The sequence below is a fragment of the Micromonospora eburnea genome (genome assembly GCF_900090225.1).
GTDB lineage: Bacteria > Actinomycetota > Actinomycetes > Mycobacteriales > Micromonosporaceae > Micromonospora > Micromonospora eburnea.
The window spans coordinates 4980740-5003621 of the sequence record NZ_FMHY01000002.1 but is presented as its reverse complement, the minus strand read 5'-3'; the positions used below and the strand labels follow the sequence as shown (position 1 = coordinate 5003621).

Annotated in this window: 19 protein-coding genes; 15 read left to right on the top strand and 4 right to left on the bottom strand. The window is 69.2% G+C overall.

Annotated features, from left to right (window positions below; genetic code table 11):
• Nucleotides 1–14 precede the first annotated feature (14 nt).
• The 5 genes from GA0070604_RS21510 (at nucleotide 15) to GA0070604_RS21490 (ending at nucleotide 5923) form a co-directional block, all read left to right on the top strand.
• On the top strand, nucleotides 15–926 hold the full coding sequence (locus tag GA0070604_RS21510; protein ID WP_091121433.1) for a carbohydrate ABC transporter permease: 912 nt from the start codon (nucleotides 15–17) through the stop codon (nucleotides 924–926).
• Between the two features lie 13 nt (nucleotides 927–939).
• Nucleotides 940–1872: a carbohydrate ABC transporter permease gene (locus GA0070604_RS21505; protein WP_091121430.1), complete on the top strand. Its 933-nt coding sequence runs from the start codon at nucleotides 940–942 to the stop codon at nucleotides 1870–1872.
• Nucleotides 1873–1978: 106 nt separating this feature from the next.
• Nucleotides 1979–3652, top strand: a complete 1674-nt coding sequence (locus GA0070604_RS21500; protein ID WP_377593308.1) for a bifunctional 3'-5' exonuclease/DNA polymerase — start codon at nucleotides 1979–1981, stop codon at nucleotides 3650–3652.
• Nucleotides 3653–3794: 142 nt separating this feature from the next.
• The gene (locus GA0070604_RS21495) at nucleotides 3795–4388 is read left to right on the top strand and encodes a nucleotidyltransferase family protein (RefSeq protein ID WP_091121424.1); all 594 of its coding nucleotides are present in this window, start codon (nucleotides 3795–3797) and stop codon (nucleotides 4386–4388) included.
• A gap of 74 nt (nucleotides 4389–4462) precedes the next feature.
• Nucleotides 4463–5923 (top strand): D-glucuronyl C5-epimerase family protein, encoded by a 1461-nt coding sequence (locus GA0070604_RS21490; protein ID WP_091121421.1) that lies wholly within the window; start codon nucleotides 4463–4465, stop codon nucleotides 5921–5923.
• 131 nt (nucleotides 5924–6054) lie between these two features.
• Here the strand turns inward: GA0070604_RS21490 and GA0070604_RS32710 are convergent, their stop codons facing one another.
• Nucleotides 6055–6210 (bottom strand): hypothetical protein, encoded by a 156-nt coding sequence (locus tag GA0070604_RS32710; protein WP_167363556.1) that lies wholly within the window; start codon nucleotides 6208–6210, stop codon nucleotides 6055–6057.
• 300 nt (nucleotides 6211–6510) lie between these two features.
• Here GA0070604_RS32710 and GA0070604_RS21485 point away from each other — a divergent pair, with 300 nt between their 5' ends.
• The 4 genes from GA0070604_RS21485 (at nucleotide 6511) to GA0070604_RS21470 (ending at nucleotide 11924) form a co-directional block, all read left to right on the top strand.
• On the top strand, nucleotides 6511–8532 hold the full coding sequence (locus tag GA0070604_RS21485; protein ID WP_167363555.1) for a WD40 repeat domain-containing protein: 2022 nt from the start codon (nucleotides 6511–6513) through the stop codon (nucleotides 8530–8532).
• A 155-nt stretch (nucleotides 8533–8687) separates the two neighbouring features.
• On the top strand, nucleotides 8688–9743 hold the full coding sequence (locus tag GA0070604_RS21480) for a sensor histidine kinase (protein WP_091121413.1): 1056 nt from the start codon (nucleotides 8688–8690) through the stop codon (nucleotides 9741–9743).
• Nucleotides 9740–10390: a response regulator gene (locus tag GA0070604_RS21475; RefSeq protein ID WP_091121408.1), complete on the top strand. Its 651-nt coding sequence runs from the start codon at nucleotides 9740–9742 to the stop codon at nucleotides 10388–10390. The genes GA0070604_RS21480 and GA0070604_RS21475 overlap by 4 nt, the downstream gene beginning before the upstream one ends.
• 82 nt (nucleotides 10391–10472) lie before the next feature.
• Nucleotides 10473–11924: an alpha/beta hydrolase family protein gene (locus GA0070604_RS21470; RefSeq protein ID WP_167363554.1), complete on the top strand. Its 1452-nt coding sequence runs from the start codon at nucleotides 10473–10475 to the stop codon at nucleotides 11922–11924.
• A gap of 205 nt (nucleotides 11925–12129) precedes the next feature.
• On the opposite strand, the gene GA0070604_RS21465 is transcribed toward GA0070604_RS21470, so the two are convergent.
• Nucleotides 12130–12864 carry a TioE family transcriptional regulator gene (locus tag GA0070604_RS21465; RefSeq protein ID WP_091121400.1) on the bottom strand — a complete coding sequence of 245 codons (735 nt, stop codon included), beginning with the start codon at nucleotides 12862–12864 and terminating at the stop codon, nucleotides 12130–12132.
• A gap of 107 nt (nucleotides 12865–12971) precedes the next feature.
• Nucleotides 12972–13748 carry a hypothetical protein gene (locus GA0070604_RS21460; protein WP_141721372.1) on the bottom strand — a complete coding sequence of 259 codons (777 nt, stop codon included), beginning with the start codon at nucleotides 13746–13748 and terminating at the stop codon, nucleotides 12972–12974.
• 339 nt (nucleotides 13749–14087) lie between these two features.
• Between GA0070604_RS21460 and GA0070604_RS21455 the strand changes: the two genes are divergently transcribed.
• Nucleotides 14088–14729: a recombinase family protein gene (locus tag GA0070604_RS21455; RefSeq protein ID WP_091121390.1), complete on the top strand. Its 642-nt coding sequence runs from the start codon at nucleotides 14088–14090 to the stop codon at nucleotides 14727–14729.
• 104 nt (nucleotides 14730–14833) lie between these two features.
• On the opposite strand, the gene GA0070604_RS21450 is transcribed toward GA0070604_RS21455, so the two are convergent.
• Nucleotides 14834–15544 (bottom strand): TetR/AcrR family transcriptional regulator, encoded by a 711-nt coding sequence (locus GA0070604_RS21450; RefSeq protein WP_208602148.1) that lies wholly within the window; start codon nucleotides 15542–15544, stop codon nucleotides 14834–14836.
• Between the two features lie 22 nt (nucleotides 15545–15566).
• Between GA0070604_RS21450 and GA0070604_RS21445 the strand changes: the two genes are divergently transcribed.
• From GA0070604_RS21445 to GA0070604_RS21425, 5 genes are all read left to right on the top strand, one after another.
• Entirely contained in the window at nucleotides 15567–16988 is a 1422-nt protein-coding gene (locus tag GA0070604_RS21445; protein WP_091121383.1) for a DHA2 family efflux MFS transporter permease subunit, read from the top strand.
• Nucleotides 16988–17761, top strand: coding sequence for an SDR family NAD(P)-dependent oxidoreductase (locus GA0070604_RS21440; RefSeq protein WP_091121379.1), 774 nt, complete (start codon nucleotides 16988–16990; stop codon nucleotides 17759–17761). Before GA0070604_RS21445 ends, GA0070604_RS21440 begins: the two co-directional genes overlap by 1 nt.
• A 269-nt stretch (nucleotides 17762–18030) precedes the next feature.
• A complete protein-coding gene (locus GA0070604_RS21435) occupies nucleotides 18031–18909 on the top strand; it encodes an SGNH/GDSL hydrolase family protein (protein WP_167363553.1) in 879 nt (292 codons plus the stop codon).
• A 145-nt stretch (nucleotides 18910–19054) separates the two neighbouring features.
• Complete coding sequence (locus tag GA0070604_RS21430; protein WP_091121372.1) at nucleotides 19055–19813, top strand: hypothetical protein; 759 nt, start codon at nucleotides 19055–19057, stop codon at nucleotides 19811–19813.
• 157 nt (nucleotides 19814–19970) lie between these two features.
• Nucleotides 19971–22529, top strand: a complete 2559-nt coding sequence (locus GA0070604_RS21425; protein ID WP_141721371.1) for a CHAP domain-containing protein — start codon at nucleotides 19971–19973, stop codon at nucleotides 22527–22529.
• Nucleotides 22530–22882 lie beyond the last annotated feature (353 nt).

Below are 22882 nucleotides of genomic sequence, written 5' to 3'. Positions count from 1 at the left end.
CGGAGACGACAACGATGCGGCACGGCAGGTACCCGTTCATCGCCGGCTTCCTGGCGATCCCGGTCGCGATCTACGTGACCTTCGTCATCGGGCCGTACGCCCAGGCGTTCTACCTCGCCACCACCAACTGGCGGGGCGTGAGCGCCAACCCGAAGTTCATCGGCCTGGAGAACTTCGAGCGGCTGCTGTCCGACGACATCTTCTGGAAGGCCATCCGGCACCACGTGGTCCTGTTGTTGGCCGTGCCGCTCCTCACCATCGCCATCGCGCTCTTCTTCGCCTTCATGCTCAACGTGGGCGGCGGGAGCCGGGGCGGCGTCATGACCGGGGTCTGGGGGTCGAAGTTCTACCGGGTGGTGTTCTTCTTCCCCCAGATCCTGGCCGTGGTCATCGTCGGCGTGATCTTCAGCCGGGTGTACGCGCCGGACGACAGTGGACTGCTCAACGGTGCCCTGGGCCTGTTCGGCGTGGATCCGGTGCTCTTCATGGCCAATCCGAAGATCGCCCTCTGGTCGATCGTCGGGGTGCTGGTCTGGCAGGCGGTCGGCTTCTATGTGGTGCTCTTCTCCGCCGGCATGTCCTCGGTGCCCAAGGACATCTACGAGGCGGCTGTGATCGACGGCGCTGGCCGGGCGGCGATGTTCTTCCGGATCACGCTCCCGCTGCTCTGGGACACCCTCCAGGTGGCCTGGGTGTATCTCGGCATCGCGGCCTTCGACGCGTTCGCCATCGTGCAGGTGCTCTCCGTCGACCAGGGTGGCCCGGACGGCGCGACCACCGTGCTCGGCATGGAGATCTACCGCAACGCGTTCAGCTACTCCCAGTTCGGCTACGCCTCGGCCATGGGTGTGGCGCTGTTCTTCCTGACGATCACGTTCGCGGCGCTCACCCTGCGCGTCAGCCGACGTGACACGATCGAGCTCTAAGGCGGGGTCGCAGATGACCACAGAAATCGCACCGGGCGCACCGGCGGCCCCGGCCGGCCCCGGCACTGCCGGCAGCGGGAAAGCCGGGCCGGCCCTCCGGCGGCGCCGGGAGATCGGCCTGCTCAACGGTCTCGGGCACATCGCCCTGGCGGTCTGGGCGGTCCTGGTGATCGCGCCGCTGCTCTGGACGATCCTGGCCTCGTTCAAGAGCAACACCGAGATCTTCCTCGGCAACCCGTTCGCGCTGCCGAAGGAGTTCGGCTTCGACAGCTTCGCGAGGGCGTGGAGTCAGGCACACGTCGGGCGCTACTTCCTCAACAGCGTCTTCGTGGTGTCGCTGAGCACCGCCGGCACCATGCTCTTCGGCGCGATGGCCGCGTACGTGCTGGCCCGCTACCCGTTCCCCGGCAACCGGGTGATCTACTACCTGTTCGTCTCGGGTCTGGCGTTCCCGGTCTTCCTCGCCCTGGTGCCGCTCTTCCTGGTGGTCAACAACCTGGGGCTGCTCAACACGTACACCGGGCTGATCCTGGTCTACATCGCGTACTCGCTGCCGTTCACCGTGTTCTTCCTGGCCGCCTTCTTCAAGACGCTGCCGCAGTCGGTGGCCGAGGCGGCGATGATCGACGGCGCGTCGCACACCCGGCTCTTCTTCCAGATCATGGTGCCGATGGCCCGCCCGGGCCTGGTCAGCATCACGATCTTCAACATCATCGGCCAGTGGAACCAGTACCTGCTGCCGGTGGCGCTCATGCAGGGCGAGGGCGCCGACGCCAAGTGGGTGTTGACCCAGGGCATCGCCAGCATCTCCACCTCGGCCGGCTACGAGGCCGACTGGGCGGCGCTCTTCGCGGCCCTGACCCTCTCCATCCTGCCGATGATCATCGTGTACGCGATCTACCAGCGGCAGATCCAGTCCGGCCTCACCTCCGGCGCGGTGAAGTAACCGACGCTCGGCCCACGAGTAAGGAAGGGTCCCCTGTTATCGCCAGGCGATAACAGGGGACCCTTCCTTACCGGAACTGTCGGACGGGCGAGGCAGAATCACGTTCGTGCTGGTGGCGGTGGTCTCGGATGAGCGGGGCGGGGGCGTGCTGCAACCCCTCGACCCGGCCGGCCTGCCCGCCGGTCCGGCCGAGCCGGTGGCCGACCTGGCCGCCGCGGTGGCCGCCCGCGAGGCCGCCGAGCGGCCCCGCTGGGTCTGGGCCACCGCCGTCCCGCTCTACCCGGCGCTGCTGCGCGCCGGCGTCCGGCTGGACCGCTGCCACGACGTCGAACTCACCGAGGCGCTGCTGCTCGGCCACGCCGGCCGGTGGGGCGAGCCCCGCTCGCTCGCCGCCGCGTGGGCCCGGCTGACCGGCGCGCCGGTGCCGCCCGACCCGGCGCCCCGCCCGGCGGCGCCGCCCGGCCACGGCCAGGGCGCGCTTTTCGACGCGCCGTCCGGCCCGCCCGGTCCGGGCATCGAGGCGTTGACCCGGGTGTACGCCGACCAGCTCACCCGGATCGCGGCGACCGCGCATCCCGGCCGGTTCCGGCTGCTGGTCGCCGCCGAGTCGGCCGGTGCGCTGGTCGCCGCCGAGATGGGGGCGGCCGGCCTGCCGTGGCGTGCCGACGTGCACGACCGGATCCTCGCCGAGCTGCTCGGTGAGGCGTCGCCGGTCGGCGGGCCGCCCCGCCGTCTGGCCGAGTTGGCCGCCCGGATCGCCGAGGCCTTCGGCGTACGCCAGGTGCACGCCGACTCCCCGGCGGAGCTGCTGAAGGCGTTCGCCCGGGCCGGGGTGGAGCTGCCGAACACGCGGGCCTGGGTGCTGCGCGGGGTGGAGCACCCGGCCGCGCCGCTGGTCCTGGAATACAAGGAGCTCTACCGGATCTGGACGGCGCACGGCTGGGCGTGGCGGGACGCCTGGGTCTCGGCCGGCCGCTTCCAGCCCGAGTACGTGCCGAGCGGGGTGGTCTCCGGCCGGTGGGCCACCCGGGGCGGTGGGGCGTTGCAGATCCCGAAGGTGATCCGGCGCGCGGTGGTGGCCGATCCCGGCTGGACGTTCGTGGTGGCCGACGCGGGGCAGCTCGAACCGCGGGTGCTCGCCGCGGTCTCCGGCGACGAGCGGCTGGCCGCCGCCGGTGGGTCCGGTGATCTCTACGCCGCCCTGGCCCGGGACGCCTTCGGCGGCGACCGGGCCCGCGCCAAGGTGGCCCTGCTCGGCGCCATGTACGGGCAGACCGGTGGTGCCGCGCTGCCCGCCCTCGCGGTGCTCAAGCGCAACTACCCGACCGCCTTCGGATACGTCGAGGCGGCGGCCCGCACCGGGGAGGCGGGCGGGCTGGTGCGGTCGTGGCTGGGGCGTACCTGTCCGCCCGGGTCGGTGGGCCTCGGCGATGGTGAGGATCCGGACCTGGACTCGGGGGCGGATCCGCAGGGCCCCCGGGCTCGCGCGGCCCGTTCCCGTGGCCGGTTCACCCGCAACTTCGTCATCCAGGCCACCGCCGCCGAGTGGGCGTCCACCCTGCTGGCCACGCTCCGGACGGCCCTCGCCGGCACCGGGGCCGAGCTGGTCTTCTTCCAGCACGACGAGGTGATCGTGCACTGCCCGGCCGGTCGGGCCGACGCGGTCGCGGGGGCGGTCAACGCCGCGGGTGCCCAGGCCACCCGGCTGCTCTTCGGCGACACCCCGGTCCGGTTCCCGCTCGATCTGTCCGTCGTGGACTGCTACGCCGACGCGGCATAGCCGCACAATTTTCCGTTTTGCCCCGCTACCCACTCGCGGGGGCGCTCGTTGGGTCCGGTGTGCGTACGACGGGACGGACCGGACGCGGCTGCGCCGCTCCGTCCCCCTGGTCGAGGGGGCACTGCTGAACCGGATCGCAGGAATGATCATCGCCGCTGGTGGGGGCCGTCGGATCGGCGGTCCTGAGGCGTTGCTGCACCAGGGGGAGAAGCCCCTGGTCAGCCAGATGATCGACACAATGGGCCAGGCGGGCTGCGAGCAGATCGTGCTCGTGCTGGGCGCGGCAGCCGATCAGGTCCGCGAGACGACGGACCTGACCAGAGCCACCGTGGTGGTCAACCGCGCGTGGGGGACCGGGGTCGGTTCCTCGATCCGGGCCGGGCTGGCCGCGCTGACCGACGAGGGGATCGAGGCGGTCGTCGTGGTGCCCGTCGACATGCCCGGGCTCACCGCCGCCGCGGTCCGGCGGGTGGCCGCCCTGCCCTACCCGGACGTGCTGGTCTGCGCCACCTACGACGGGCTGCGCGGCTACCCGATGCTCTTCGGTCGCCGGCACTGGTCCGGCATCGCCACCCTGGCCAGCGCCGACGTCGGCGCCCGGCCGTACCTGCTGGCGCACAAGGACCAGATCGTGGACATCGCCTGCGACTCCGTGGCCGACGGCAGCCGGATCGACAGCCCCGAGCTGATGGCCCTGTATGGACTCTCCATCCCCGAGCAGCGCGTGGGCGTCTGAGTCGGCACCGACGCGGGAACCGCATCTGGGATACAGTGCCAGCCGCAGCGTAGCGTCACCACGGGGAGAGCGATATGACGCACGGCCGGACCACGCATTCCTCTGGCAGGTCGTCGGTCTGGTCCCGCCGGGCCCTCCTCGGCACCGGTCTGGCGGTCGGTGCCCTCCCGCTGCTGGGTGGTGACGTACACACCCTCGCGGCGACCGCGGCCCTGCCGTTCCAGTTCCGGTACCGCGACCTCGAGATCCGCGAGCTGCCGGTCGAGCTGCGGCCGTATGCCCTCACCGCCCCGCTGCCACTGGGCGACACCGGAACACACGACGCCCAGGGCGTGCGGATGGTGTTCACCGGCGGCCGGCAGCACGAGCATCCGGTCGGCCAGGCGCAGTACGGCCTCGCGCTGCTGGAGAGCCACCGGCTCACCGGCACGGCGGAGTACCTGAACCGGGCGATCAAGCAGGCGCAGCGGCTGGTGGACCGGCGGGTGCTGCGCGAGGACGCCTGGTTCTACCCCTACGAGTACAACTACCGCGTGCACGCCGCCTACCAGGTGCACAAGGCGCCGTGGTATTCGATGATGTCGCAGGGCCAGGCACTCAGCCTCTTCAGCCGGCTGCACCAGGTGACCAACGATCCCGCCTGGCGTGCCGCCGCCGACGCCACGTTCGCCTCGTTCCGGTTGCCACCGGTCGCCCGGAAGCCGTGGGGCGTCCATGTCGAGGACGGCCTGCTCTGGCTGGACGAATACCCCAACCCGCGCACCCTCCAGGGCGACCGCACCTACAACGGGCACACGTTCTCCGCCTACGGGCTGTGGGACTACTGGGTCCTGACCCGGAACCCGTACGCCAAGCTGCTGCTTCAGGGCGCGCTGACCACCACCCGCGACGCCTACTCGATGATCCGTAACCCCGGCGCGCGCAGCAAGTACTGCCTCCACCACGCCAAGGACTCCAACAAGTACCACTTCACGCACAGCGTCCAGCACCTGCAACTGCACGCCATCACCGGCGACGAGCAATTCGCCCGCATTGCCGACGTGTTCTACTCCGACTTCCCCCCGCACGGCGTGCACGGCGAGGTGCGCCTGACCGCCGGCACCCACACCGGCTATCGCTTCTCCAGCACCGGCGAACTCCTCGACAGCCGGACGTTGACGCTTGCCCGCGCCGGCAGTGCACCCTTCGCGGAGCGGCAGAAGATCCCGAACCAGTCCGGTTTCTGGTATCTGATCAGTGGGGGCAGCCTCTCGGGCTATCACGTCGCGGAGACGCGGGGCGTGCGGTACGTGGTCGGGGTCAAAGCCGCCATGACATACCTGGTGCCCCGTACGGCCACCGTGGTCTCCCCGTCGCTCACCGCCTACGAGACCGGGCCGGACGGGGCGATGACCTCGGTCGTCGCCGGCCATGGTGCCGGCGAGCGGGTCAGCTACGACAGGCGGGCGGTGGTCAACGGGGTGGAACACCTCCGGTTGGCCTCGGGCCCGTACGCCGGGCGCTGGGTCGGCCTCGCCGCGCTCCGCGCGGGGTAGCCACCGTCCGAGCGGGTCTGCTATCGCTGGGCGGTCATGGACGGTGCCTACGCGGGCATCCACGACGTTCACGCCGGCGATGTGCTCAAGGCCGTCCGTGGATCCGGGCCGGCCTTGAGCGCCTGCCGCGATCACGCCGCGTCTTCGCCGCTGTGTTCCGCCTTGCGCCGGCGGCTGCGACGGCGGGCGACCATGGCGGCGGCCGCCGCCAGGCCGGCCATGATCAGCGCCGTCGGCAAGTTCTCGACGATGCCGTTCAGCGCCGCACCGGAAAGCTCGTTGATCATCAGTACGTCCTCCTTCTACCCTTCCGGACCTGACGAAAATTCTCGTGGCCGGAGCAGGCCCACAGATACGCTGCGTTACGGGGGAGGACAACATGGACCGCCCCGGGCCGGAACGGTGCGTTCGGCCGCTGGCGGGTACGGCCCGGCACGCCTCGGTACATTCCAGTACACCGCTTCCCCTGAGGGATCGTTCAATTCGACCGCCACATCGAAGGTCACTACGCTTGGTCGCGCCTGCCGCCCGGCGGGTGTGCCTTGATCTTCAGGGGTGGCATGGCGGGGCTGAGTCGCGCTCCCGGCGTGACCGGAGCGTTGAAGCAGCTCAACGATGAGCTGCACATCCTGCATGCCCGCGCCGGATGGCCATCGGTTCGTGACATGGCGCGTGCCTGCGACTGCGGTCCGAACCTCGTCAAGAACGTCTTCTCGGTGTCCCGGATCCCCAACCTGCCGCGCCTGTTCAAGATCGTCGAGTTCCTTGCCAAGCAAGACCGGAGAGCCGATCCGGACGCGCTGTGCGACCGCTTCGACGCGCTGTGGCGCGCTGCCATGGCGGAGCAGGTGCCGGATCTCTTCCCGCCGACCAACACGGACGGTGACGGCGAGGAGGGCTTCGAGCCTCCTACGGCCGGTGCCCGGCCCACCCCGTCCGGCCCGGTCGGGCCAGCTGGTGGAGGAGTGAGTACGCCTCCCGCCGACGACGAGCCGGCGGCACCACCCGCCGACGACGGTGACGCGGCCGATCCCGTTCCGGATACCCCTCTGAACGTGTGGCGAGCGCTCTTTGTCGGCGTCGACAGCTACCTGACGGCCGACGCAACGCCAGTTGTCCATCGCGACCTGGCACCAGCGAAGCAACTCGCCGACATCTTCCATGAATCCGGCGACGGACCTTCGCAGGCGACCAACGAACTCCTGTTGAATCCCACTCGGGAACGCCTGTGGTCGTCATTCGTGGAGGCGGCATCCCAGGCGCGGGAAACACTGGTCATTTATTACACCGGCCATGGAATCCGCGATGCCAGAACGTCCGAGGTGTACCTGACGGCCGCTGACACCACCACCACCGACGACGGGTTCACAGTCAACGCGATCAGCGTGCGGGACATCCGGTACCTGCTGGCATTGAGCCCGGTGAAGCAACTTGTCTTCATCGTCGACGCGTGCTTCGACGACCGTTCTGAGCGACGTACGACGGTGTTGCCGGCTCGACCGTCTCCAGAAGAGCCGTACAACCTCCGTTCGGATTCGTTGCGACGCAGGACCTTTGTCTTGGCGAACAAGGCCGAAGAGGGCCCGCATCTCTCAGCGTTCTCGTCCGGGCTCGTCCAGGTTCTGCGAGCAACTGGCGGCGGTAAGAGCATGGCATTCATCCATGCCCAGTTGGCCGCACTCGCCGAGGCGCAGCATTGGCGTGGGCTACGCAGGGCTCACCTCAACGACGGCGATCAGATTCGACTGGACGGTTTGCTGCGCGATCGAGGATCGACCCGGCTGTCCGTCTGGCAGATCAATGACCGGCTACAGTTGGCGCGTACGGCCGCTCCACTGTTCGCTGCGCCGGTCACCGATCTAGCCGCAGTCAATCGAACTGGCCAGGAATTGTCCGTAGCCACCGGCGGCGATCACCGAACCGTTCGTCTCCGGGACCTGCGCGACCGCAGCTTCGATCCCGACTCCGGCGTCGGTTGCGAACAGCCGATCCACCGTGTCGAAGCCATGGCGTTGGCTGGTGTCGCCGACGGTCGAACTTTGCTGCTGACCAGCGCCAGTGATGGCACCCTCAGCTGTTGGGGCTGGGCTCAGGGCAACGGGATCGTCGCGATGCCGGCAGCCAGCACCTCGCCGGTCACAGCGATTGCCGCAGCCGTACTCCCTGACGGACGCGCTGTTCTTGGCGCGGTCAGCGACAGAAACAACATCCTCACCTGGGCCATACAAGGCGGAGCAGGCCGGCATCCAGACCGGCTGCAGGTGGACGAGCAAATCCGCTCGATAGCGATGTTGTTCACCCCAGAGGGGCGACCAGCGGTAGTCATCGGCCATTCAATGGGCAGGCTCGCCGTGCGAGACCTTGAGAGCGGGCAGTTGTTGGCGGCGTTGAACACCGGGCAGGGCGGAGCAATCGAGGCGGTCGCCGCTGGCTCGACACCTGAGGGTCGAACCATCGTGGCGACGGCTGATGAAACGGGCGCCGTCCAGTTCTGGGACCTGGCCAGTCATGCGGCGATCGGCGAGCCGATCCGGCACACCAGCGACAAGGTGATACTCGCCGGGATATCGGATGCCGACGGCGTGCGATTCATCGTCGACTCGCGGTAGGCGGGTAGGGTCGGCTCAGGCTTTGATCGTGGTTCTCCAGCCCTCATGCTGTGGATCATGTCGGACGGCGGTGCCAGAACCCCCGCCCGCCTGCGCCTCGGTCTCGCCCGGTCGGCGTGTCCTGGCCTGCGCGTCGCAGCGTAGAGTGGATCTTCATGCGGCGATCGTGGGCGAGGGAAATCGGGCTTGCTGCGTTCGTTCTGCTGCTGCAGTCGGTGCCGTTCCTCTTCTCCGCCCCGCGACCGGGCGGGGCCTGGACCGTCGCCGAGTACGCCCCGATCGCCGCCACCGCCCTTCCACTGCTCTGGCGTCGCCGGGCACCCCTGACCTGCCTGATACTCATCGTGTTCGGTATCGAGGCATACGCGTTCCTGGGCAGGAACGGTCCGCCGCAACCCATCTGGTACGGGGGCCTGATCGCCATCTACACGATCGGTGCGCACGCCGGCCGTATTCAGCGGATCGTCGCGGTGGCGATCATCCCCATCGGCGTGATCATCGCGGTGGGATCGATATCCACCGGCGTGCGGGAGACGTTGACGTGGGGCGCGGTATTCGCACTCGGAGTGATGATGCGTACCCGGCGGGAATTCGCGGCCGAGAGTGCCCGCCACTCCATCGAGCTCGCGGCCGAACGGGAGCGCACGCGTATCGCACGCGACCTGCACGACATTCTCGGGCACGCGTTCAGCGTCATGGTGGTGCAGGCCGAGGCGGGCGCGATGACCGCGGAGCCGAATTCGCGGGCCCAGACCGCCTTCCGGGCCATCTCCGACACCGGCCGGGAAGCCATGGCGCAGCTGCGCGCCACGGTCGGTACGCTGCGCACCCGGGGTCCGTCCCTGGCGGATCTCCAGGATCTGGTGTCGCGGGCCGAGACCAGCGGCATGCGGGTGGCCCTGGCCGTGCGCGGTCAGCCGCGCCCCCTGCCCGCCGAGGTCCAGCTGGCCGGTTATCGGGTGGTACAGGAGGCGCTCACGAACAGCATCAAGCACTCCGGTGCGACGAACGTCGAGGTGACCGTGCAGTGGCACCCGGAGGAGGTACGACTGAGCGTCATCGACGACGGCACCGGTCCCGGTGCCCGGTTCGGTGCTGCGGGATCCGGCCTGGCGGGCATGATCGCACGCGCGGCCGAGGTCGGCGCGACGGTCAGTTACGGGCCCCGCAAGGGTGCCCGGGGTTTCGCCGTCGAGGCGGTGCTCACGTGATCCGTGTGGTCATCGCCGACGACCAGGAGCTGGTACGTACCGGGTTCGTCATGATCCTCGGCACCCAGCCCGACATCGAGATCGTCGCGCAGGCCGCCGATGGGCAGGAGGCCATCGATGCGGTGGCGACCCATCGGCCCGACGTGGTTCTGCTCGACATCCAGATGCCGAAGCTGGACGGAGTCGAAGCGGCCCGCCGCATCTGCGTGCGCGGCGACACCCGAGTGATCATCCTGACCACCTTCGACTCCGACGAGTACGTCTTCGCCGCGCTCCGGGCGGGCGCCAGCGGTTTTCTGCTCAAGGACATGCGCGGAGAGGACCTCGTGCACGCGGTACGGGTCGTCGTCCAGGGCCAGTCGATGCTCGCTCCCGCGGTGACGCGCAAACTCATCGAGGACGCGATGCGGCCCCGGCCCAGGCCCCGGGAGATCCCGGGTCTCGATCAACTGACCGACCGTGAACGCGAAACTCTGGGACTGCTGGGGCGGGGACTGTCCAACCCGGAGATCGCCACCGCGATGTTCGTCAGCGAGCACACCGTGAAGACCCACGTCAGCAACGTCCTGAGCAAGCTCGGCCTGCGCGACCGGGTCCAGGCCGTCATCGCGGCCTACGAGTCGGGCATGCTCACCCCCGGCTCCTGACCGTTTCTCCCTCGCGCGGGGGAGTGCTCGATCGCTCGCGCCGGCGATGGCACCGGGCCCGCCAGGTTTGATCATCATCGGCATGAAGAAGTCCGCCACCTCGCGTCTCGCCATCGGCGCCGCCACGATCACCACGCTCCTGCTCGCCGTCGCGACCCCGCGGCCGGCGGCCGCCGAGAACGTCCCTGCCCCACCCCGCTACGTGCCGTCGGCGGGCCTCACCGCCACCGAGGTCACCTTCGCCAACGGCCCGACGACACTGCACGGCTCGATCGTGCGCCGGGCGGATCTGGACACCGCGGTGCGCCACCCCGGCATCGTGCTGGTGCACGGATCGGGCATCGGCAACCGCGTCGAACTGACGCATGAGGCCGAGGCGTTGGCCAAGGCGGGCATCGTGTCGTTGATCTACGACAAGCGCGGCGACTACTCGAAATTCCACCGTGACTTCTCGGCGATGGCCGGCGATGCGCTCGCCGGGCTTCGCGTCCTCCGCTCGTCCGACGGTGTCGATGCCGATAAGGTCGGCCTCTGGGGATTCAGTGAAGGCGGCTGGATCGCGCCGCTCGCGGCATCCCGTTCCGCTGACGTGAAGTTCGTCATCACCGTTGGTGCCTCCGGGCTCAACCCGTCGCGTACGCAGGCCTGGCACCTGGCCGGCCGGCTGAACCGCGCCGGCATCGCCGCGGCAACCTCGGATGCCCTCGCCAGCCGCAGCGTGGAGGTGGTTACGGGGCTCGGTGCCTTCGCGGCAGCCGAATACGACCCGATCCCGGCGCTCAACCAGGTCCGGCAGCCGGTCCTGGCGATCTGGGGCGAGCGGGACGTGGTGGTCCCGCCCGCCGAGAGCGCGGCCATCTTCAGCAAGCAACTCACCGCCAGCCGAAGCGTGACCCTCCGAACGCTGCCCGGGGCCAGCCACGGCGCGCGCGTCACGCCGGACGGGTATCAACTCCCCGGCGGGCCGGTCATCGCCGGTTACCCCGACGGGCAGCTCACCCCCGGCTACGCGGGGATGATGTCGGCCTGGGTGGAGGCCGTGACCGCCGGCACCGCCCCGGCGTCGCACAGCGACACACCGCCCAGGCAGGGGCACGACAGCCTGCCCCTCACCCCGGTCACCTGGCTCGGCTTCGGTCTCTTCGGCCTGCTCCTGGCCACGTTGCTGAGTTGGCCGGTCGCCGCGGTGATCCGGCGGCTGCGGGGTCACCGCGGCGCACCGCCGGGGGCGAGGCCGGCTCGCTGGCTCACGACCATCGGGCTGGTCACCGCGCTGGGCAGCGCCGGCTACGTCGTCTTCATCGTCGTGGCCCAGGGACAACCCGGCACGGCTCTCCTCGGCCAGCCGCTGGCCTGGCTGCTGCTGCGGCTCCTCCTCGTTGGCGCATTCGTTTCGGCCACGCTGCTGGCCCGGTCCGCCTGGCGTGGCCGCGCCGCACTGGCCGGGCCGCAGCGACTGCGCGTCGGCCTGCTGCTCGCCGGGAGCGTGATGCTCCTGCCATTCGCCCTGAGCATCGGACTTCTCCTCCCCTGACCGTCAACAGTGCAGACGCGGACCCCGAGACAGCCGCGGGGTCCGCGTCTTCAGGTCGACGCCGGCTGGCGTGGTGAGGCGCGGCGCCGACGTGCGTGACCTCCGCTTCGTGCTGCGTGACCTGGACGCGCAGGGCTGCTCTCGTCCATGGATCGGCCGGACGGAATCTGCGCGCCGTGGTGCCGCACCAGCGGCGAGGCTTTGGTCACTCGGCCCGTGTCGGGGCGGGGTCCGGTCGGCAGCCGAGGTAGGCGTCCAGTGCGGCGGCGCCGGTGAGCATGGCGCGGCTGCGGGCCGAGAGGCGGGCATGCCAGTCGTGCAGCATCGATTCAAGGGGCGCGACACCTCCGGCGGAGCGTACCTGGGCGATCAGTGGGGCGATCTGCTCCAGTAGGTAGCCGCCTCGTCTGAGCTGGTGGACGAGTCGGGCATCACGCACGTCGGCCGCGCTGTAGAGCCGGTAGCCCGTCTGCGGGTCGCGACGCGGTTGGAGCAGGCCGGCGCGTTCCCACTTGCGCAGGGTGGCGGGGCGGATGCCGAGCCTTCTCGCCAGGGGGCCGACGAACGTGTCGCCGCGTTCCTGCGGTACGGGACTGAGGTCGTGAAGCGCGGCTTCGACGGCCTGGAGGGTGCGGCGGTCGTCGAGAAGCTGGGCGTGGCTCTCGTCGATGACCCGAAGCGCTTCCTCGGTCGTACCCCGGTTGATCGCCTGCATGATCGACGTGGCCGTCTGGTGGCCGTGTCCGGGCACGAGGGCGAGGAACGCGCGCAGCGCCTCCGCGTGCAGCGGCGTGTAGGTGCGGTAGCCGTGCGGGGTGCGTTCGGTGGCCGGAAGGATCCCGGCCGCCTCGTAGTTCCTGATCGCCTGCGTGGACAGGCCGTGCCCACGTGCCAGGTCAACCGGCCTGAGCCGCCCACGCTCTTGAGGGTTTTGCCGCACTTACCTGCCTGTCTCGCGGATAAGTTTAAATCGTTGATTCAACGATACCGTCAACGGGCATGAGTGCTGCTATCAAAGACGCCGTCGTCTCTCGGGGCGGGAGAGCCTCAACGGCTCGGCGATGGGCTCTGCTCGCCGAGCGCTGGGGTGGGGTTGCCGGCATGATTCCGCCGCCGGAGCCGAGCGGCGCCGAGGGCGTTCAGACCCACGCCCCAGATGAGCAGAACGGCGAGCCACCAGACCCAGTTCAGTGCACTCATCTGGCCGGAGAGCAGGTGCCGGGCGGAGGAATACGGAGTCAGGGCCTGAGCCGGTCGGAGGAGATCGATGGCGCCCAGCAGAGACCACAGGCCGAGCGGCAGGACGATGGTGGCGGCGAACGCGATGGCGGGACGCCGCATCAGCAGGCCGAGTCCCGTGCCCACAAGCTGGGCCACCAGTTGGACCAGAACACTGCCGACCGCGACGGTTCCCACGTGCCGCCACGGGTCCTGAGCGCTCGACGTGGTCACCGTGAGGGCCGTGGCGCACACCAGGACGCCGAACAGAGCCACGGCGGCGGCGAACAGCGCCGCGGCCAGCAGGGTTGGCGTGAGGCGAGTCGCCCCGGACGCCCGCTTCAGGTCGCGGGCGAGCAGGATGCCGAAGGCCGGCACGACGAAGGACATCAGGCTCTGCGCGGGATCGGAGAGATTGGCGAAAGTGCGATCACCAGGCGGTCCGCCCAGAGCAAGCCCGGCGGCGGCCAGCAGCCCCAGCAGCAGGGTGACCGCGAGCAGAAAACGGCGGGTCCGCGTACCGACAGAGCGGCGGAGGACATTGAGAGTGGCCTCACCGAGGCCGGTGGAGGTGCTTGGGGTGTTAGGAATGCCTGCGTCAGCCATTGGCCCCCCGTCCGATGATCGGACTCCAGTCTCTCCCCTGTGGACGAGCGGCGGAACCCTAACGGCTCGCCGACGTTGTGCGGTTACGGGTTTCCGCCACAAGGCCTCCTGTGCGGCCCTTGAGGACTGATGCTCGGAGAAGTCCCGTTAGGCAAGATCAACTCCGGTGAGGGCCGGGCGTCGGCGTCCTGGCAGGCGTGGGGGCAATAACGATCCTCTTCGCCCCGCACCCGTCTGCAGCCGCACGGCCCCGCGAACCACCCTCGGAACCGGTAGCAGAACCATGGAGCAAGACCGGCATGTAGCAGAAGACTCGCAACCACCGTTTCCGCTACGGTGATGGCTGCGCCCGCAACGCGGGAGGCCACCATCAAAGAGCACGTCATCCTCAACGACGACCCGGCCGCCCGCGAGAACCTCATCGGGCTCGCCCGGGTGTCCACCGACGCCCAGGAACTCGCGCGCCAGATCGACGCCCTCAAGACCGCCGGCTGCGCCCGGATCTACCTCGACAAGGCATCCGGCGCCAAGGGCACCACCCGGCCCGGCTTGACCGCCGCCCTCGATCACATGCGCCGCGACGACACCCTCGTCGTGCTCGACCTGACCCGGCTGGGCCGCGACACCCGCGAACTCCTCGCGATCGTCGAAGACGACCTGCACGCCAAGGGCCGCCACTTCCGCATCCTCGACGGCATCGTGCTCGACACCAGCGACGACATGTGCGGCGAACTCATCTTCACCGTTTTCGCCGCCATCGCCAAGTTCCAACGCCAGCAGATCGTCAAAGGCACCCGCGAAGGCCTCGACGCCGCCCGGGCCCGTGGCCGCGTCGGCGGCCGCCCTCGCGCCCTGACCCCGAACAGATCACCGACGCCCGCATCCTGCTCGGCGCCGGGCAAACCCCGAGCCGCCGTCGCCGCCAAGCTGCGCGTCTCCCGGTGGACACTCAGCCGCGCCCTCGACACCGCGCCCCGCTGACGCGCCGCCCGGACGGCGACGCTTGACCGCAGCGGCAGACGCGCGGATCGCGGCTAGATAAGGATGCTGAGGCCGTTACTGTAACCGGGGACGTTGAGTGCTTTCTAGCCGCCGTCGGCGCGCTGCTCGCTGAAGGCCAGTAGGAAGGTTCGGACGGCGGCGATGGTCACCTGACGCAGTTCGGCATCGTCGATCTGACGGGTGCCCATCTCGGAGCGGGCCTCCAACGGGCCGATGAGCAGGGCCATGAACTGCTCGGCCGCCTGGGCCGGGTCGCCGGCCTGGAGGCGACCGGCGAGCATGAGCCGCGCGAACCGGTCGGCCAGGGCCTCGTTGAGGCGATGAGGTCCACTCTGCCGGACGATGTCGAGGGCGTCGGGGAATCTGTCGATCTCCGAGTAGAGCAGCCGCCGCAGCGCGCACGAACGGTCATCGCAGTGGAGCCGGAGCAGGCGGTGACCCACGTCTTCCAGCGTCGCGCGCAGGTCCTCGCCGGGCTCGTGGAGGGGATCGAGGGCGGCCAGCCGCTCGTTCAGCGCAATCTGCGCCACGGCCTCCAGTGTGTGCCGGAACAGGGTGGCCTTGTCGGTGAGGTGGTTGTACACCGTCGGCTTGGCCACGCCGGCCTCGTCCGCGATCTCCTGCACGCAGGCCTGGGCGTACCCCTGCCGGGCAAACACCCTGAAGGCGCCCTCCAGGATCGCCTGCCGCTTGTCGATCCGTCCACGAGAGCCTGTCACAGTTCGAGCTCCGGTCATGCCCTCGATTGTACCTGCCGGTTCAGCTTCATGAACGACCTGGTTGCGTGCGAACATGCCGGGCAACTAACTTGAACCCATGAGTTCAGATCGTCTGGGTCGGCCGCTGTTGCGGATGATCGCCGTGATTCTGCTTGGCGGGCTGCTCGGCATCCTCAACAGCACCATGGCCGCCGTAGCCACCGACACCCTGGCCAAGGCCTTCGACACCTCGCTCAGCACTGTCGGCTGGACCTCCACCGGCTTCCTGCTGGCCGTCACGGCCACCATCCCGTTCACCACCTGGGCCGTCGACCGGTTCGGCGGCAAGCGGCTGTGGCTGATCGGCCTCCTGATATTCCTGGCCGGATCACTCGCCGCCGGGTTGGCCTGGAACGTCGGCAGCCTGATCGCCTTCCGCACCCTTCAGGGCGTCGGCGCCGGCATCCTCGACCCGCTCGTGCTGATCCTGCTGGCCCGCGCCGCCGGCCCCCACCGCGCCGGACGCGTGATGGGCCTGATGGGGGTGGTGCTCTCTCTCGGCCCGGTCCTCGGCCCGATCGCGGGCGGGGCCATCCTCGCCAGCCTGCCGTGGCGCTGGATGTTCCTGCTCAGCGTGCCCGTCGGAGCCATCGCCTACCTGCTCGCCGGTCGCGTGCTGCCTGCGGACCCGCCAGCCGGGCAGCAGCCACGAGTCAGGCTCGACGTCCTCGGCCTGGCCCTGCTCGGGCCGGGCTTCACCGCTCTCGTCTTGGCAATGTCACAGGCGGCCGAGCAGGCCGCGTTCATTACCTGGCAGGCGCTCATCCCGCTGGCCGCCGGCGCCGTGCTGCTGACCGGCTACGCGATCCATGCGCTCCTCGCCCAGCGCACACCACCCCTGATCGACCTGCGCCTGTTCGCCAGCCGCGGCTTCACGGCCAGCGTCACCATCATGGGGCTCGGCGGCCTGGCCAACTTCGCCACCCTGTTCGCGCTGCCGCTGTACTACCAGCAGGCACACGGGCACGGGGTGCTCGCCGCCGGACTACTGATGGCACCGGCCGGCCTCGGTGGCGCCATCGCCATGCCACTCGCCGGCAGGCTGTCGGACCGGCTCGGTGCCCGAGGCCTGGCCACCGCCGGCGCGATCGTGGCCGCCCTCAGCGGGCTGGCCTTCACCCAGATCGGGGCGGACACCCCTGAGCTGTGGCCCGTTCTGGCCGCCTTCACCATCGGTCTGGGCATGGGTTGCTTCAGCGCTCCCACGATGGGATCGCTCTACCGCACCCTGCCCACCTCCATGGTGGCGCAGGGCAGCTCGGTGCTCTACATGCTCAACCAGCTCGGCGCCGCGCTCGGCGTCGCGCTCGTCACGCTCATCGTGCAGACCGCCAGCGATCCGATAACCGGCTTCCACGGCGTCTTCTGGTTCGCCGTCGCCATGATCGTGGTCGTCCTGGCCGCCATCCCGCTTCTGCCCGGCCGGCCTCAGGTGCCGGCCGTGGAAGAGGAACTCGCCACGTCTGGGAGGACATCCTGATGAAAACGATAGTGATCACTGGCGGCACCGACGGGATGGGCAGAGCGCTCGCCCGCACCTATCTCGAACGAGGTGACACCGTCGCCATCATCGGCCGGGACAAGGAGAAGGCCGCGATGCTGCCCAACGCCCATTTCATCCCGGCGGACCTGAGCCTGATCAGCGAAAACCGGCGGGTGATCGAAGAGATCAACTCCGCGTTCCCCACCGTGGACGCGCTCGTGCTGTGCGCCCGATACTTTCGCTCGACCCGCTTCGAGACTGCGGACGGCGTCGAGGGCACGTTCGCGCTGGAGTATCTGAGCCGGTTCCTGCTCAGCCACGGCCTGACCGACCCGCAGGTCATCGTCAACGTGTCGGGGCCCGGCCTCCCGATGGATGCGATCCATTGGAACGACCTCATGCTGGAACACGGCTACAACGGGGTGGCGGCCCAGATGCAGGCGGGAAAGGCAAACGACCTCCTCGGGGTCGCCTACGCCACCCAACACCGGGTCAGCCGTACCAGATATGTGTTGATCAACCCTGGCGGCGTGTCGACCAGCTTCGCCGGCGAGTACGACGCGCCGACCGCTGCCCACGTCGCCTCGCTCAGGCGGTACGGCAAGCCGGTCGAGGAGGGCATCAAGCCGATCGTCACCCGCATCGATCACCCGCCCGCCGAACCGCTCAGCGCCTTCATGCAAGACCAGCCGATCAGCCTGGACCAGCCGTCCTTCGACCCACGCGCCGCAGCCCGGCTTCACGAGCTCACCCTGGAGGTTGTCCGATGACGATGACGTGGACGGCGGCGTTCCGGTCCGCGCCGGTCAGCCCATACGAGTCGCTGACACTCGTCTACCCGTCCCGCGGCTTCCACAACCAAACCCTGCGTCAGGTCGTGCGAGTGCGTGGTGGCGGTGAGCGTCTGCGAGTACGGCTCAGCAACCTGTACGGCAAGCAGCCGCTCACCATCGCCCGTACGCGGGCGGCTGCACTCGAAGCCGGATCTTCGATCATCGCGAGCACCGACACCGCGGTCACCTTCTGCGGGGCGCCGCACGTGACGATCGGCGTCGGCGAGGAGGCGGTGAGCGACCCGGTCGGCTTTGCGACGACGACCGAGACCAACCTGGCGGTCAGCACCTACCACGCGTCCGAAACCGGGCCAGCCACCTACCACCCGTTCGCCCTGCAGACCGGCTACGTGGCACGTGGCGACGTCGTCTCCCACCCGAAACTGCCCGACCCTGAGGAGGTCGAGCCTCGGTTCTACCTCAGCGGGATCGACGTCTGGACATCGGCGGGCGGGCGCGTGGTCGCGGCGTTCGGTGACTCGTTGACCGACGGGGTGGGCACCACACCCAACGCCAACCTGCGATACCCCGATCTGCTGGCCCGCCAGGTCAGCGGCTCGGACCTGTCTGTGGTCAACCTGGGCATTTCCGGTAACCGGCTGCTCAGCGACGTCTTCGGCGAGCGGGGGATCGCCCGGTTCGACCGGGACGTGCTCGCACTGCCGGGGGTGACGCACCTCGTCCTGGAACTAGGCCTCAACAACATCGGCATACCCGGGATGTTCGGACTGCCGGCGGTGCCGGTCGCTGAACTCGCCGCCGGACTCACATCGATCGCTCAACGAGCCAAGCGGCACGGACTGACGACGATCATCGCGACCCTGACACCGTTCGGCGGCGCAGCCACAATCAACCCAGGATTCGACACTCCAGAAAACGAGGACAAACGGCAGCAGCTCAACCAGTGGATCCGAGCGAGCCCTGAACTCGGCACGGTCGCAGACCTTGACCGCGCACTGCACGATCCCGCGGCACCATCCAGCCTGCTGCCCAACCATGACAGCGGCGACCACGTCCACCCCAATGACGCCGGAGCCAAGGTCGTCGCCGACGTTGTCTCCCAGGCACTCCTGTCACGACCCTGAACCCGATCACACTGGTTGGCGGGTGTGGCGTGGATAGCCGAGAAGACCGATGGAACCTGCGGTGACCGCGATGCGAGCAGGTCGTCGCCGGGCCTGAGTATCCGTACGGATGTGACGGGTCGGGGCTGGACGGAGACTCGTTGCCATGCGTCGAATCGCCACCGCCCTGCTGTGCCTCGGTGTGCTCGTGGGCTGCGCCCAGCCGGGCGCAGAGCCCTCGGCGGCCGGCTCCGCCGCAGACGCCGACTGGGTCACGTACCAGGCTGACGTCACCGCGGTACGCGTCAGCGACGACCCGCGCTCGCTCGTGCTGACCGTGGCGCTGCTCGGTGACGCCGACGGTTGCTCGCGCGACCCGCGCATCGAGTACTTCGTGGAGGAGAACAACCACATCTTCGCCAACGTGGTGCAGGACTCGCGCCTGTCGGCGGTGGTCGGGGCCTGCCCCACCCACACCCCGGGTGAGGTGAGGCTGACCGCGCCCGGGCCGATCGACGGCCGGATCGTCGTGCTGAACCAACACCCGTGGAAACCCGACGGCGACGAGTACCACCCCTGCGACGCGACGTTCGGTTGCGACCCGATGCCGGCGGATCACTGTGATCGCGCCTGGATCGACGTCGCGGTCGGTGGCCTGGACGTGTCCCGGCACTCCGTCGGCTCGGTCGAAGGCTGCGACGGCACGTGGCTGGTGATGACCGTGCCGTTCGATCCGGTGCCCTGCGGTGCTGAGGCCAGGTCGGGCTGTGACCCGTCAACCAACGTGCGCCGCTACTTCCTGCGTTGGTCCGACCAGCCTGGCTGGCGCATGATCACGAGCTCGACGCAGGCCGGATGCGGAAGCGTTCACACCGTGGAACCGGCCTTTCCGGGGAAGCTGTGCGCTGACCTGCCCCGGCCGTGACCGTCGGCCTGTGCCGCGTTCAGGCCGTCCGGGGTTGCCGGCGGCAACTGTGGACACCGTCCATGATGGCCACTGCGCTCTGGGGTAGCGTCCCCTGCGCTCAATGATCATCCGGCGGTCTGTCGGAGATCGCGTACACCCAGAAGGAGCGCTTTCCTTGCGCCTCAGACGAATGCTGCTGTCCGCCCTCGCGCTGGTGCTCGTGCCTATCGGCACGACTGTCGTGCTGTCGCAGCCGGCACAGGCAGACCCCACGTTCCCGATGTACGGGCCTTACCCGGCCAAGACGGCGATCGACGGGCGTGGCAGCATGAACCCCGACGACCGCGACGCCATCGACCTCTACACGCCCGGCGAGCAGATCTACCTGCGCTGTCAGGACTCCGGCCCGTCGATGGGCGGCAGCGGGATCTGGGACTACACCCGTGAGGGTCACTGGATTCCGGACGCCTACGTGACCACCGGCTACAGCGGGTTCGTGCCCGGCGTGCCGCGCTGCCTGGCGCTGGGCATCGACGGGCATTCCTCGACGGGCACCATCCACGGCCCGTACTCGGCCAAGGTCGACATCGACGGCCGAGGCAGCGCCGACCCCGCCGACCGGGTGCGCATCGACGCCTACCTGGCCGGCAGTCTGCTGTACCTGAAGTGCCAGGACTACGGCCTCGCCGTGAACGGCAGCACCCTGTGGAACTACACCTACGACGGCTACTGGGTGCCCGACGTCTACATCACCACCGGCACCGACGGCAGGATCCCCGGCATGCCGACGTGCACGTCGCTGGGCATCTCTCCCGGCGTCAGCGGAAACCCGGGCGGCGGACGCCAGTTCCTGGCCCGGACCACGCTCAACGGCTACCACGCCAAGAGCCTCTCCGCGAGCAAGGTCGTCGACCGGTACGCCGAGGGCACCTACATCACCGTGATGTGCCAGGCGTACGGCGAACTCAACTACGGCGGTTCGGCGATCTGGGACAAGACCAGCGACGGGCTGTGGGTGGCCGACTTCTATGTCCGCACCGGCTCCACCGACATCACCCTGAACCGCTGCGACAACGACGGCCCGTCCGGCAGCGGCAACCGCTACCTGGCGAAGACGACGCTCAACGGCTACCAGGGCAAGAGCCTCAGCTCGACCAAGGTGGAGGACAAGTATCCGGGCGGCAGCTACATCACGCTCGTCTGCCAGGCGTACGGCGAGTTCAACTACGGCGGTTCGGCGATCTGGGACAAGACCAGCGACGGACTGTGGGTCCCGGACTACTACGTCTACACGGCCTCGGTCGACATCGTCCTGAACCGTTGCGACAACGACCCGAAGCCCACCGGTGGCCCGGGTAACCCGTCGGTGCCCGGTGACCCGACGCCCGGCTCGGTGTCCGACTGGCAGATCCGCGACAAGATTGTCAACGCCGCGCTCAGCCAGGTCGGCGTCCACGAGTGGGGCGACAACTGCAACCCGTACGGCCAAAACGGCGTCCAGTGCGGCTGGGCCTGGTGCAGCATGTTCGCCAGCTGGACCTGGCGTCAGGCGGGCATCAACGTGTTCTTCCCCTACAGCGGCACCTTCTACACCTGGGGCCAGTCGCGTGGCCTGCTGCGTTCCAAGAGCAACATCCGCCCCGGCGACGTGGTGCTGTTCGGCAGCAGTTCCGGCGCGAGCAACCACATCGGCGTGGTCGCCGGCGTTGACCCGGACGGGCGGATCACCACCATCGAGGGCAACTGGGGCGACGAGGTGCGCGTCGTCGGCCCGTACGACCCGGTCAACCCCGGGCCGACCCACGAGAACATCTACGCTGTGGTGGCCCCGGTGAACGACTCCTCGACCGTCTGGCAGAACGGCGCGGTCACGTTCGACTCCACCTGCACCGCCGATCAGTCCTCCGGCGGCGTCGACTACCAGCTGTGCCAGGAGACCAACGGCACCCAAATGCGTTCGGTGGTCGCGGTGTGGTCCCGCAAGGACCAGGTGGTCCGGGCCAGCGTCCACCTCGGCGGCGCCGGTGACTGGGACTCCGTGGTCTGCCAGTCGACCATGCTCAGAGCCAACACCTGGCGAAAATGCGCCACCGCCTGGAAGACGATCAAGTACGGCGGCGCGGACGCCGACGCGACCGTCACCTCCGGCGGCAGCCAGCGTCCCGAGCTGCACGCTGGCATGCTGAAGCTGCGCGGTTGGGCGCAGGAGAAGGGCAACTACTGCGGCCCGGGGACCCTGCAGGCAGCCTCGGCGACCATGGGTGCCTCGACCGTGCCCAGCCAGAACGAGTTGGCCAGCCAGTCCCACACCGGTGCCACCGGCACCCTGCCGTCGGACATGGCGTCCACCCTGTCGGGCCACACCCCGATCGGGATGGGCTACGACTTCTACGGGTGGTACTCCTTCGGCGACCGCAACCTGCCGCTGGAGTACGGCATCGACCGGGTCCGCCGCGGCATCAACCAGGGCCAGCCATCGATCCTGCTGGTCAAGCCGCAGCTGCTGCCCTGGGGCTCGCCGGGCGGTAGCGGCCTGGTCCGCCACTACGTGATGATCTACGGGTACGGCTCGGTGGACAGCAGCGCCGGCGCGACCGGCGAGTACACCAGCACCTTCAAGGTCTGGGACCCGTGGGACGCGACCACCCACAACATGACCCTCGACCAGTTGATCACCGCGGCGAACGCCGCCGAGGTGCCGGGCGATATCTCGGTCATCTCGCCGAAGATCTGACACACCCGGCCGTCGTGTGCCGCGTGATGTATCGACGCGGCGCGCGACGGCGGGACCGCTCGGGTGCACGCAGGTGTGTGACGTGATCTGACGGGCTCGACGCCGCGTACCTATGCCATTTCGGCGAAGAGTCCGTCCGGCCCCTGGTGCTCGACGTCATCAAGGCCATCCCTGGGATCCGTCAGTCTCTCGTCACGGCGGCGGACGATGGTGACCGACGTGTGTCGATCGGGGTAGGCGGTCCAGCGCAGGCCGCACGAGCGCCAGCGCCGCCCGCGCCGCCATCCGGCGGTGCCGGCGTGAGCGGTATGGGCGCCGCCAGCTTGTCGATCACGTCGTCTGGCAGGTCGCGC

Coding starts and splice junctions, on each gene's coding strand:
- GA0070604_RS21490 (WP_091121421.1), top strand. CDS start 4,463: ATGACGCACGGCCGGACCACGCATTCCTCTGGCAGGTCGTCGGTCTGG.
- GA0070604_RS21495 (WP_091121424.1), top strand. CDS start 3,795: ATGATCATCGCCGCTGGTGGGGGCCGTCGGATCGGCGGTCCTGAGGCG.
- GA0070604_RS21470 (WP_167363554.1), top strand. CDS start 10,473: ATGAAGAAGTCCGCCACCTCGCGTCTCGCCATCGGCGCCGCCACGATC.
- GA0070604_RS21460 (WP_141721372.1), bottom strand. CDS start 13,748: ATGGCTGACGCAGGCATTCCTAACACCCCAAGCACCTCCACCGGCCTC.
- GA0070604_RS21510 (WP_091121433.1), top strand. CDS start 15: ATGCGGCACGGCAGGTACCCGTTCATCGCCGGCTTCCTGGCGATCCCG.
- GA0070604_RS21505 (WP_091121430.1), top strand. CDS start 940: ATGACCACAGAAATCGCACCGGGCGCACCGGCGGCCCCGGCCGGCCCC.
- GA0070604_RS21445 (WP_091121383.1), top strand. CDS start 15,567: ATGAGTTCAGATCGTCTGGGTCGGCCGCTGTTGCGGATGATCGCCGTG.
- GA0070604_RS21450 (WP_208602148.1), bottom strand. CDS start 15,544: ATGTTCGCACGCAACCAGGTCGTTCATGAAGCTGAACCGGCAGGTACA.
- GA0070604_RS21440 (WP_091121379.1), top strand. CDS start 16,988: ATGAAAACGATAGTGATCACTGGCGGCACCGACGGGATGGGCAGAGCG.
- GA0070604_RS21455 (WP_091121390.1), top strand. CDS start 14,088: ATGGCTGCGCCCGCAACGCGGGAGGCCACCATCAAAGAGCACGTCATC.
- GA0070604_RS21430 (WP_091121372.1), top strand. CDS start 19,055: ATGCGTCGAATCGCCACCGCCCTGCTGTGCCTCGGTGTGCTCGTGGGC.
- GA0070604_RS32710 (WP_167363556.1), bottom strand. CDS start 6,210: ATGATCAACGAGCTTTCCGGTGCGGCGCTGAACGGCATCGTCGAGAAC.
- GA0070604_RS21480 (WP_091121413.1), top strand. CDS start 8,688: ATGCGGCGATCGTGGGCGAGGGAAATCGGGCTTGCTGCGTTCGTTCTG.